This is a genomic window from Lentzea aerocolonigenes, from assembly GCF_000955955.1.
GTDB lineage: Bacteria > Actinomycetota > Actinomycetes > Mycobacteriales > Pseudonocardiaceae > Lentzea > Lentzea aerocolonigenes_A.
On sequence record NZ_JYJG01000527.1, the window covers coordinates 1 to 11959 of the forward strand.

The window sequence follows — 11959 nt, forward strand, 5'->3', positions numbered from 1 at the left end:
CCGTCGTCGACTGGGCCCGCTGGACCATGTACGGCGACACCACCGCACGCGACCGCCTCCCCGCCGACGCATCCGGATCCAAGATCAAGTGGGAAGCCCGGCTGGGGTAATGCGCCCAGGTGGACATCGAAGCCCGCGCCACACGTGGCGCGGGCCAGTCCCCACAACCACAACAGATGGGATGACCAGGTTCCCATGACGAGACCTTCCCCGTTCCGATTCCACGAGGACGTCCACGCAGGCGTCTCACCGCCCTCGTCCTCGCCGGCGCGATGACCACGGTCGCCGCTGCCACACTCGTCACGCAGCCGTCGGCGCAGCCCGCGATGATCGATCCGACGGCGTACAAACAGATCGTGTCGTGACACAGCGGCAAAGCAGTCGCCGTCGCCTCAAATTCCACAATGGACTGCCATGCATCCTTCGGTGGCCTGACACCGGTGTCGCTAACCAGCAGTCGCAGCCGGTCAAGGTCGGCGCGCCCCAGAGGCGTACTACGACGAAAGTCTCGGTCAGTTCGTCGTGTTCTGACTTCCGCACCTTCAGCACGCAACGGGTCTGGGTCGACAAGGGCTACTCCACGATCGACTCGACCCTCACCAAGCACAACGGCACCCACTACCGCTTCACGAAGGACGAACGGAGTCCTTCACAGTCCACCTGCGGCAAGTTCGTCCTCGCGGAGAAGTCGACGACGATCCTCAACCACAACTCCTCCTTCGTCACATCGACGACATCAGCCCGATCAACGAGCCGGCCGTCGGGTTCTCCAGTGCGGCCACCACAACCAGCACGTAGAGGTGGCGGCGTGCTCGTACCCGGTTCGCCAGGCCGGCGGTCACCTACGAGCGGCGACTGGCCGCTTGGCGGGCCAGGGGCAAGGCCCAGCCGATCCAAACGAGACGCAGCCTGATGACGACAACTCGAAACTCACGAAGTGACATCTAAGGTCTGCCAGGCCGACCACCACGAACCGGAGAGTGGAGATGTCGTCCGACGCAGCGCTACGTGAACAAGTACTGCCCGTCCCCGACCGGCAGGTCGAACTCAGGGAGTTCCTGCGGTCACGTAGAGCCCGCCTCAAACCGGAAGACGTGGATCTGCCGTCATCCGGGCGGCGCAGGGTTCCCGGGCTGCGGCGCGAGGAACTGGCGCAACTGGCGGGCGTGTCGTTCGCCTACTACGCCCGGCTCGAGCAGGGATACGGCGACGGCATGTCCACCGCGGTGCTCGACGCCGTCGCACGAGCCCTCAAACTGACCGGCGAAGAACGCGACCACCTCCTCCGCCTCGCCCAGCGCGAACGTGCGACCCAGCCCAATGTCCAGCAGGTACGACCTGAGATTCAGAACCTGCTCGACGCACTCGGCGTCCCCGCCTTCGTCGCCGGCCGGTGCATGAACATCCTCGGCTGGAACCGGCTCGCCGCCACCGTCTTCGGGGACTTCTCGGACCTGCCGCCACACGAGCGCAGCTGGCCCCGGCAAATGTTCCTGTCCCCCGCAGCCGGTGAGCGTTTCGTCGACCTGGACGTGCGGCAGCAGGCCACAGCCGGGATTCTGCGCTTCAACCAGGGCCTCCACCCCGACGACCCCGAACTCGCCTCCCTGATAGCGGAGCTGTCGCAGAAGAGCGAGCGATTCCAGCTGCTGTGGGCCCGGCACGAGGTGGGCTGCGGACGCCCCGACGTGCTGCGCATGCGGCACCCTCTCGTCGGGGAGTTCGAGCTCAAGCCTGAACCTTGCCTACTGCCGTCCGATCCCGACCAGCGACTGCTGACCTACCACGCCGAGCCGGGCTCCCCGTCGGAGAAAGCCCTGCGAATCCTGGCGCGGTGGGGCGAGCGTTCAGGCGACCCTGCGGTGAATGGGACCGGAGACCTGGGACAAACGCCGGCCGGAGCCGCTGTTCGAGTCGGCGACGATCTCGGCGATGATGGAGATCGCCGTCTCCTCCGGGGTGCCTGCCTGCAGGTCGAGTCCGATCGGTGAGCGCAGCCGCACGAGCTGCTCCTCGGGCACTCCTGCCTCACGCAGCCGGACGAGGCGGTGGTCGTGGGTGCGCCGGGAGCCCATCGCGCCCACGTACCCGACCGGAAGGCCGAGTGCCAGGCGCAGCAGGGGAATGTCGAACTTGGCGTCGTGGGTGAGAACGCAGACGGCGGTGCGGGCGTCGACCTCCGTGCTCGCGAGGTAGCGGTGCGGCCAGTCGACGACGACCTCGTCGGCGTGCGGGAAGCGGGCGGCGGTGGCGAAGACGGGGCGGGCGTCGCAGACGGTGACGTGGTAGCCGAGGAAGGCCCCGGCCTGGCTGAGCGCGGCGGCGAAGTCGACGGCGCCGAAGATCAGCATCCGGGGGCGTGCGGCGTGCGTGTGGACCAGCAGCGTGAGCTTTTCCGGACACGCACCGTCGCCGCCGACTTGGACGCGGGTGGTCCGCCCCGCTCGTAGCAACGCGCGGGCCTGGCTCACCACCGCCTGGTCCTCCCGCGAGCGGCCCAGGGAGCCGCTGTGCGCGTTGCAGCTCCCGTACACGGACACAGTGCGGCCGATGAGGTCATCCGGACCGTCCGCGATCTGCGCCACCGCGACAGGTCGCCCGCCTGCCGCTCGTTCCAGTGCCAGCGTGAGGTGAGAACGGTCGGCCGGGTGGACGAGTTGAACCAGCACCTCGAGTTCACCACCACAGGTCAGGCCCACGGCGAAGGCGTCGTCGTCGGAATAGCCGAACCGGGTCAGCACCGGGGGGCCACCCGACTGGAGGACCTGTTGGCACAGTTCGTAGACAGCACCTTCCACGCAGCCTCCGGAGATGCTGCCGACGGCCTCGCCATCGGCGGCGACAGCCAGTGAGGTGCCGGGCGGCAGAGGCGCGCTGCCGCTGACCCCTACCACGGTGGCCAGCGTGAACGGGCGGGCCTTGCGCAACCAGAGGGACAACGTGTCCGCGATGTTCAACAACGGTGGATCTCCCGTGGACGTTGGTGCCCGCCGCCGCTCCCGACTGATCGGGTGGAGTCGGGCGACGGCGGGCAGGACGGCCGGGTCCGGGCACACCTGTGAGGCGAACCCGGCCGTCCGGTCTCAGAGCAGGGCTTCCGCGGTGATGGGCAGCTCGTGGACGCGGCGTCCGGTGGCGTGGAAGACCGCGTTGGCGATGGCCGGTGCGACGCCGACCTTGACGAGCTCACCCAGGCCCTTGACGCCGATGGGGTCGGCCTTGCGATCGTCCCCGTCGAGGTAGATCGCCCTCAGCTCGGGGATGTCGGCGTTGACCGGCACGAGGTAGTCGGCGAGGTTGGCGTTGACGATACGGCCGTCGCGGTGGTCGGTGACCGTGTGCTCCAGCAGGGCCATGCCGATGCCGCCGATCATGCCGCCGAGCGCCTGGCTGTCGGCGAGCTTCGGACTGATGATCCGGCCCGCGTCGTAGACGCTGAGCATCCGCCGCACCCGCACCAGGCCGAGCCGGGCGTCGACGCCGACCTCGGCGAACACGGCGCTGTAGCCGTACATCGAGTACGGGGTCTCGGCCGGCGGGGTGTAACCGCCGTTCGCTTCGAGGTGGGTCAGGTTGTTGCGGGCCAGGAGCTGCCGGTAGGTCTCCCCACGAGCAGGCTTGTCCTTGACCTGCAGCCGTCCGGCAATGACCACGACATCGTCCGGCCTGACACCGTGCAGCGGTGAACGCTGATCACCGACCGCGAGCCTGATCGCCTGCAGGCGCAGCTTGTCGCAGGTGTCCTGGACGGCGGATCCCACGCTGGCCATGAGCTGCGACGCGCCCTGCGGCGGGGCCGGTGGCATGGTCGTGTCGCCCAGCCGGAACTCGACCTCACGCACCGCCAGCCCCAGTGCGTCGGCCGCGACCTGGGTCATCGACGTGTACGTGCCGGGACCCGCGTCACTCGCCGCGGACTGGACCACCGCGGTGCCGCCCGCGTCGAGGCGGGCATGCGCCTCGGCCCGCGCCCGCCTGGTGTCGTAGCAGCCGGTGGCGACGCCGGTGCCGACGAGCCAGTCACCGTCACGGGTGGAACGCGGCTTCGGGTTGCGCCTGCCCCAGCCGAACTCTTGGGCGCCGGTCTGGAAGCACTCGCGCAGTCTTCTGGTGGAGAAGGGCAGTCCGGTCGACAGGTCTTTGGTGGGTTCGTTGCGCAGCCGCAGCTCGACCGGGTCGATGCCGAGCTCGTGGGCGAGCTCGTCCATCGCGACCTCGATGCAGAACGACGTGCTGCTGAAGCCCGGGCCGCGCATCCACAGTGGAGTGTTGACGTCGAGCGACACCGTGCGCAGCGTCTGGCTGACGTTGGGCACGTTGTAGAGCATCTGCCCAAGGAACAGCGTGGCTTCCCAGAACGTCTCGTGGTTCGAGGTCTCGTACGTGGGCTCGTGCGCCATCGCGGTGAGGCGCCCCTGGCGGTCCGCACCGAGGCGCAGCCTGTACTGGTACCGGGGCCGGTAGCCGACCGTGAAGTACATCTGCCTGCGGCTCAGCGCGAGCTTCACCGGGCATCCCATCTCGCGCGCGGCGAGCGCCGCGATGGCCACGTGCGGCCAGGTCCGCAGGGCGCTGCCGAACGCACCGCCGACGAACGGCGAGATCACGCGCACGTTCTCCACGGGGATGCCGAACACGGCCGCGGCCTCGTTCTGCACGCCGATCACGTACTGGGTCTTGTCCCACAGCGTGAGCTTGTCGCCGTCCCAGCTGGCGATGGTGCCGTGCGGTTCCATCGGGTTGTGGTGGTTGCGGGCGAGGTGGAACTCCCTGTCCAGCCGGACCGCCGCGGACGCGAGCGCCGCCTCCGTGTCACCCCGTGCGTAGTTCAGCAGCGGGTCGCCGGGGCGGCCCGCGAGGTCGGTCGTGGGCTGCCTGGCCTCGTAGGAGACGTCGACCAGGGAGGCACCGTGCTGGGCGGTCTCGATCGTCGTGGCCACGACGACGGCGACCGGCTGGCCGAAGAACAGGATCTGGTCGTCCTGGAAGACGCGCAGCCGCCGGCCCCGTGGGTTGTTCGAGACCGGGTTGTCGCGGTACACCAGCCTCGGCGCGTTGCGATGGGTGATCACCTTCAGCACGCCGGGATGGGACTCGGCCGCGCTGGTGTCGATGCCGGTGATGCGGCCGAGCGCGATGCTGCTGTCGACGACGACCGCGTGCACGGCGCCGGGGACGTCGTGATCGACGGCGTAGTCGGCCTGACCGGTGACCTTGAGCCGTCCGTCCACCCGGGACAGTGGTGAACCGACGGCTTTCTGCGGCTGCGGACTCACCTGGTGCCCCCCACGACGCGCAACTGGCGTTCCACCGTGCGCTTGAGCAACTCGACCTTGAACCCGTTGTGCGCGAGGGGGTGCGCCCCTTCCGCCGCCACTTCGGCCGCCTGCGCCCACAGGGCTTCCGACGGCCGCGCGCCGATCAGCCGTTGTTCGACGGCGGACAGCTTCCACGGCACGGTGCCCACGCCTCCTGCCGCCACCTTCGCCGACCGGATCACTCCAGCCCGCACGTGCAGCGCGACGGCCGCCGAGGTGAGGGCGAACTCGTAGGACTGCCGGTCCCGCACCTTCAGATAGCCCGACCTCAGCGGTCGCGGCTGGGCGGGAATCTCCACGGCGGTGATCAGCTCGCCCGGACGCAGGTCCTGTTCGCGTTGCGGCGTGCTGCCCGGCCGCAGGAGGAAGTCGGCGAAGGCCACGGTGCGCTCCCCCGCCGGTCCCAGCAGGTGCACGGTCGCCTCCAGCGCTGCGAACGCCACCGCCACGTCGGACGGATGCGTCGCCACGCACTGCTCGGAGGTACCCAGGATCGCGTGGGTGCGATTGAAGCCCTCACGGGCACCGCACCCAGTGCCGGGCTCGCGCCTGTTGCAGGCCGCGGTGACGTCACGGAAGTACGTGCACCTGGGACGCTGCATGACGTTGCCGCCGATGGTGGCCATGTTCCGCAGCTGTGCTGACGCACTGAGCTCCAGCGCCTGCGAGATCACCGGGTACAGAGCGCGCACGGTGGGGTGGGCGGCGATCTCCGCCATCCGCATCAGCGCGCCGATGCGCAGTCCTCCGCCTTTGGTCGCCGTGACCTCGCGCAGTGGCAGGCCACTGATGTCGACCAACGTGCCGGGACGTTCGACGGTCTCGCGCATCAGGTCGACCAGCGTCGTCCCGCCCGCGACGTAGCGACCGCCGTCAGCGCCGGCGCGCAGCGCCGTGCGGAGGTCGGAGGCCCTGGTGTAGGAAAATGGATACATGGCGGTCGCGCCTCATTTCCAGCGCGCGGCTTGCTCCACCGCGCGCACGATCTTCACGTAACAGCCACAGCGACACAGGTTGCCGCTCATCCACTCCCGGATCTCCTCCGCGGATCCGGTGTGTCCCTCCCGCAGGCAGCCGAGTCCCGACATGATCTGGCCGGGAGTGCAGTAGCCGCACTGGAAGGCGTCCCGGTCGATGAACGCCTGCTGCAGTGGGTGCAGCCGGTCCCCGTTCGCCACGCCCTCGATCGTGGTGACCTCGGCACTTTCCAGGCGGACGGCGAGGGTGAGGCACCCGTTGACGCGACGCCCGTCGACCAGCACAGTGCAGGCGCCACAGGCACCGGCGTTGCAGCCCTTCTTCGACCCGGTCAGTCCGAGGTGTTCGCGCAGCAGGTCGAGCAACGAGGTCCGGTTGTCGACCGTGACGGTGAGCTGCCTGCCGTTGACGGTGACGGAGACACGGGTGCTGGGCACCGGTTCGGCTGTCGCAGGTGCTGCGGCGAACGCGGACGCCCCCGCCGTCAGTTCGCCGGCCGCGACCACACCGCCGACGGCGACGGTGGTCGCGACGAACGTGCGCCGGGTGAGGCCTGTCGATTCCCCTGCTGGAGGTTCCGTGGACATGGCGTCCACTTTGGGGCGTGGCGCACGACTCAGGAAGCGGACGTGCTTCGTACGACTGGCTTTGGTACCACTGACAGTAGTCGTTTCGCGGCTGTCCGGGCCGAACTCGCTGGGGCTGACGGCGACGGTGTGACAGGCCGGCTGTCGCGCACTCTCACCGAGGTGCCGGGATCAGACGAACACCCCTCGAGCACGGTCCTTCCTGGCGTGTCCAGCTGGGAAGATTCGGCCGCTCATGGCGATGTAGACGCCGTGGGGCAGGGTCTGCAGGGCGGCGACGGCGAGTCCGAGGTTGAACGGCGCGTCGCTGTCGGTCATGCGGGCCGGTTGCATCGCCCCGGTCACGACGATGACCTTGCCGGTGATGGTGCGCAGGTGCTCGGCGGTGTTGGTCATGGTGTCGGTGCCGTGGGTGACGAGGACGTGCTCGGCGTCGGTTTCCTGGACGCGGTGGCGGATCAGGTCCCGGTCGGTGTCGTCCAGGGTGGCGCTGTCCTTGCGGCACAGGCTTTCGAGGGTGATCTCGTGCTGGGTGCGGGCGCGTTCGAGGAGGGACGCCACCACGGGCGGCCCGATGGCGAAGGTGCCTTGCAGGGTGTACTCGACGTCGAGGGAACCACCGGTCGTGATGACGTGGATGCGCATGGGAGTCCTTCGACGGTCAGGCCGGGGGCTTGGACTTCAGACCGCTGCCGCACAGCGGTGCCACGACGGCGGGAAGCCCGTCGGGCCGTGGTGTGGTGTCGACGAGATCGGCTCGGATCGCTGCCCAGCACACCGCGGAGGTGGGTTCGACGTAGAGGCCGGAGCGGGCCAGCGCGGCGTGGGCGGCGTGGACCTGCTCGTCGGTGACGGTGACGATGATGCCGCCGGTGGCGCGCACGGCGGCGAGGATCTGACGGCCGCGGGCTGGTGCGGCGATGGCGATGCCCTCGGCGACGGTGCCGTGCGTGGTGATGTCGGCGGGTTCCGGTCGGCCGTCGGCGAAGGCGGTGGCCAGTGGGGCGCAGCCGGAGGCCTGGACCGCGACGATGCGGGGTAGCCGGTCGATGAGTCCTTGGTCGAGCAGTTCGGCGCAGCCGAGGTACGCGCCCAGCACCAGGGTGCCGTTGCCGACCGGCAGCACGAGGGTGTCCGGCAGCCTGCCCTCGAGCTGCTCCCATAGTTCGAGGACGTAGGTTTTGGTGCCGTGCAGGAAGAACGGGTGGTAGACGTGGCTGGCGTAGAAGACGCCCGGTTCGTCGGCGGCGCGGGCCGCGGCGTGCGCGGTGTCTTCGCGGGTGCCGGGAATCTGGTGCACGGTGGCGCCGTAAGCGCGCAGTTGTGCGACCTTGCCCGCTGAGGTGCTCTCAGGAACGTAGACGTCGCAGGCGATGCCTGCGCGGGCGGCGTAGGCGGCGACGGAGGTGCCGGCGTTGCCGCTGCTGTCGGCCATGAGCCGGGTGACGCCGAGGCGTGCGGCCAAGGCGGCCAGCATGACCGCTCCCCTGTCCTTGAACGACCCGGTCGGCATGAGGTAGTCGATCTTCAGTCCGACACCGGGCTGTCCGGGCGCGGTGACCAGAGGAGTCATGCCTTCACCCATGGTGATGCCGGGTGGTTCGGCGATCGGCAGGGCTTCGGCGTAGCGCCACAGGCCGGGCCGGCGGGTGGCGAGGTCCGCGGCCTTCGGCATGACCGGCGTGAACCCTGTCAGGTCCAGCACGCCGTGGCAGTCGGCGCACCGCCAGGCCAGCTCGTCCAGGGCGTGGGTTCTGCCGCACGCGGCACACCGCAGTGCCATCGTTTCCGGGTTGTTCATGAGATGGCTTCCTTCTCGGTCGCTGCCGCCTGCAGGAGGGCATCGGCGATGAAGAGGTCCTGCAGGGCGATGCCGGAGCTGTCGAAAACGGTGATCTCGTCGTCGCCGCGGCGTCCTTCGGCCTGACCGGTGAGGACGTCTCCGATCGCGGTGAGCGTCAGGGTGCCATCGCCGACGAGACCGGCGACGTGCTGCAGTTCCCCGATCCGGACGGCTTGGGCGGGCAGGTCGCAGAACAGCCGCGCCGTGGTGAGCAGTTCGACCGGGAGTTCCTGTTTGCCCTGGGCGTCGGCGCCCATGCCGGCGACGTGGGTACCTGGACGCACCCAGGCGGCATCGAACAGTGGTGCGGTGGCAGTGGTGGCGGTGACGATGACGTCCGCGTCGCCGCACGCCTGCTCGGCGGGGGTGAGCCGTCCGGTGAGGCCTCGTTCGGCGAGCCGGGTCAGGAAGTCCTCGCCGCGTTGCCGGTCGCGGGCGACGACGTGCACGGTGGTGAGGGGCCGCACGCGGGCGAGCGCGGCGCATTCGTACAGCGCTTGATGCCCGGTGCCGAAGACGGTCAGCGTGGTGGCGTCGGCGCGGGCCAGCACGTCGGCGGCGACTGCGTCCGCGGCGGCGGTGCGGTAGGCGTTGACGACACCGGCCTCGACGATCGCGCCGATGCGGCCGTGCTCCTGGTCGAACAGCAGCACCAGGGAGTTGTGCCGGGGCAGGCCCCGGTCGGCGTTGCCCGGCCAGTAACTGCCGATCTTGACACCGGCGAGCTGTGCCGACGCACCGGACTTCACGGTGAACCTGTTCCGTTGCTCGGACCCGTGACCGAGGACTGCGGGGAACACCTCGGCCTGGTGATCGGCGGCGGCGATCAGGGCGTCGCGCGCGGCGGTGAAGGCCAGTTCCTCGGTGACGAGGGCGGCGGAAAGATCCTCTGGCAGGAAACGCACGACGGTGGTCACCATCCCTGAACGCGCGGCCACACGGCCACGACGGCGGTCGAATCCGGTTCGGTCACGTGGTACTGGTCGTGCTGGGCCGCGGTGGCGCAGGCGTGGTTGGGCAGGATCCGCACACGGGTACCGACGGGCAGGTCCGGCAGGGCGGCGGTGCTACCGGGGCGAAGTGACAGGACGCCGTGCTCCTGGCTCGCGTCGCTCATCAGCAGGTCCGGGTAGAGGTTGCCGTCGAGATCGGCGACGAGGCCGTACCCCTGGTCCACCCGCTGACGTGCGGTACCGCGGTCGCGCGAGGTCGCCATCCAGCCGCCGTCGGTGAGGATCCACCCCTTGTCCAGGCGGTGCCCGATCACCGTCGTGACCACCGTCATCGCCAGGTCGGCGGTGGAGCATACGCCGATGCCGGCCATCACCAGGTCGAAGAAGACGAAGTTGCCCGCCCGAACCTCGGTGACACCGGTGAGGTCGACCGCGAAGTGCGCGGTCGGGGTGGAACCCACGCTCACCACCGGAGCCTCGTGCCCGGCCACCCGCAACACCTCGGCGGCCTGCACCGCACACTGGCGCTCGTTCTCGGCGGCCGCGCGCAACCCCTCGACGCCGTCGGCGTAGTAGGACTCCCCTGCGTGCACCAGCACGCCCCTGACCTCGGCACCGCCGTCGGCGAGCGTGCGGGCGATGACGGGCAGCGCCGGGTCGTCGGGACGCACGCCGCCGCGGTGACCGTCGCAGTCGATCTCGATCAACGCCGGGATGCCCGCCATCCCGGCGCGGGAGGTGGCGAGCGCGGCGGCCTGCTCGACGCTGTCGAGCAACACCACCAGATCCACACCGCGCTGCCGCAACGCGACCACCCTGGCCAGCTTGTGCGGCGCGATCCCGACCGCATACACGATGTCGCGGTAGCCGGCGCCGGCGAACACCTCAGCCTCCGCCAGCGTCGACACTGTGATCGACCCCGGCTGCTCATCGTGCAGCAGCGCGGCCACGTCAAGGGACTTGGCCGTCTTGACGTGCAGGCGAAGCGGCACACCCAGCTCGTCGAGGTACTTGCGGAGCCGACCGATGTTCGCGGCCACCGTCGCCTGATTCACCGCCAGGAAAGGGGTTTCCAGATCGTTCAGCGTGCTCCGGCCGGTCATCGGCTTTCCTCCCCGCTCGCGGTTTCGTCCTGCGTCCGGCGGCAGTCGGCCAGATCCGCGTACACCGCGGAACGCGACATGCCGAGTCGTTCGGCGACACGGGGCACGGCGTTGCGGACGGCGAAGACACCGCGGCGGTCCAGAACGCGCAACAGTTCCAGCCGTTCGACCCGAGTCAGTCCCGCGACGGACTTGCCGCGCGCGACCTCCTCCGCGCGGATCACCGCGTCGACCACGTCGTCGAAGTCGTCGCTGAACGTGGTGGCCGGGACCTGAGCCGGCGGCGTACCGGCCAGTGCGGTCAACAGGTCGCCCGCCTGCCGCAGTGCCGTGACATCGATGTTGACGCACAACGCCCCGAACACATGGTCGGCGCCATCGCGCAGCGGCATCGTGGACGACTTGATCAGCCGCCCGTCCGGAGTGCGGGTCATGTAGTTGATGTCGTTCACCGCCGCGTCGCCCTGGGCGAGCACGGCCAGACCGATCTCGCTCAGCGCACCACCGGCCTTGCGCCCGGTCACCGACCCCGCCACAGCCACGACCGACTGCTCACCCCGCCGGTAGTCGTGCAGCACGACCTCGCACGTGGGCCCGAACGTCGAGGCCAGCCCGTCGATCACCGGCCGCAACGCCGCCAGGATCGCATCCGCACCACCGTCCGCCACCGCGTCCGCCTCTCGATCACCTACCGCCCAGGACGGGACCAATAGTAACAGTCCAGAGTCTGGACGAACAGTCCAGACGTTCTGCGCGCGTCAACTCCTGCCGCCGACGTCCCCGGAAACGTGTGGGGTACCAAACCAGGCCCAGAGGTCTGACCTGCGCCTCAGACCGCCGCAGGTTCGTACTCGTTGATCAAACCGCCGAGTACTCGCCGACGACGAACAGACCTGCAGCCTGACCCTGTGAGCGGGTAATCGGGTCGTGGCGGGGCGTGGTCCCGCGCTCTGTGTGGCCGTCGGTGGTTGTAGTGCCAAGTGTTCGGGGCCCGTACCGCCCGTCGCGGTATGGCCGGCGCCACGCGGGATGTTGACGCTGACTACCGCCGGACTTCAAACGTCTGGGTCGCATGTGCCGATCAGACCAGCAGGTGTCGAGCCCCTTGCTCGCGCAGGCAGCCATCCATCGCGACCAGTCCGGCAAACCAGGAAGTCATCGCATGCACAGGGAAGGG

General features: G+C 69.5%; 9 protein-coding genes and 1 pseudogene. 1 reads left to right on the forward strand and 9 read right to left on the reverse strand.

The window, feature by feature from the left end:
- Window positions 1-986: 986 nt before the first annotated feature.
- Window positions 987-1817, forward strand: a pseudogene (locus UK23_RS51040) (helix-turn-helix transcriptional regulator); the annotation flags it as partial.
- A 30-nt stretch (window positions 1818-1847) separates the two neighbouring features.
- On the opposite strand, the gene UK23_RS45670 reads toward UK23_RS51040, so the two are convergent.
- From UK23_RS45670 to UK23_RS45710, 9 genes are all read right to left on the reverse strand, one after another.
- Window positions 1848-2960, reverse strand: coding sequence for an XdhC family protein (locus tag UK23_RS45670; protein ID WP_045318108.1), 1113 nt, complete (start codon window positions 2958-2960; stop codon window positions 1848-1850).
- 123 nt (window positions 2961-3083) lie between these two features.
- Window positions 3084-5276, reverse strand: coding sequence for a xanthine dehydrogenase family protein molybdopterin-binding subunit (locus UK23_RS45675; protein ID WP_045318109.1), 2193 nt, complete (start codon window positions 5274-5276; stop codon window positions 3084-3086).
- Entirely contained in the window at window positions 5273-6253 is a 981-nt protein-coding gene (locus UK23_RS45680; RefSeq protein WP_045318110.1) for an FAD binding domain-containing protein, read from the reverse strand. Before UK23_RS45680 ends, UK23_RS45675 begins: the two co-directional genes overlap by 4 nt.
- A gap of 12 nt (window positions 6254-6265) precedes the next feature.
- The gene (locus UK23_RS45685) at window positions 6266-6883 is read right to left on the reverse strand and encodes a (2Fe-2S)-binding protein (protein WP_045318114.1); all 618 of its coding nucleotides are present in this window, start codon (window positions 6881-6883) and stop codon (window positions 6266-6268) included.
- A 171-nt stretch (window positions 6884-7054) separates the two neighbouring features.
- On the reverse strand, window positions 7055-7528 hold the full coding sequence (locus UK23_RS45690) for an asparaginase domain-containing protein (RefSeq protein ID WP_045318111.1): 474 nt from the start codon (window positions 7526-7528) through the stop codon (window positions 7055-7057).
- Between the two features lie 16 nt (window positions 7529-7544).
- Window positions 7545-8684 carry a threonine synthase gene (locus tag UK23_RS45695; RefSeq protein ID WP_082115506.1) on the reverse strand — a complete coding sequence of 380 codons (1140 nt, stop codon included), beginning with the start codon at window positions 8682-8684 and terminating at the stop codon, window positions 7545-7547.
- Entirely contained in the window at window positions 8681-9631 is a 951-nt protein-coding gene (locus tag UK23_RS45700; RefSeq protein ID WP_045318116.1) for an ornithine cyclodeaminase family protein, read from the reverse strand. Before UK23_RS45700 ends, UK23_RS45695 begins: the two co-directional genes overlap by 4 nt.
- An 8-nt stretch (window positions 9632-9639) precedes the next feature.
- Window positions 9640-10782 (reverse strand): alanine racemase, encoded by a 1143-nt coding sequence (locus tag UK23_RS45705; RefSeq protein ID WP_045318112.1) that lies wholly within the window; start codon window positions 10780-10782, stop codon window positions 9640-9642.
- Window positions 10779-11492, reverse strand: coding sequence for a helix-turn-helix transcriptional regulator (locus UK23_RS45710; protein ID WP_231114986.1), 714 nt, complete (start codon window positions 11490-11492; stop codon window positions 10779-10781). The genes UK23_RS45705 and UK23_RS45710 overlap by 4 nt, the downstream gene beginning before the upstream one ends.
- Between the last annotated feature and the right edge of the window lie 467 nt (window positions 11493-11959).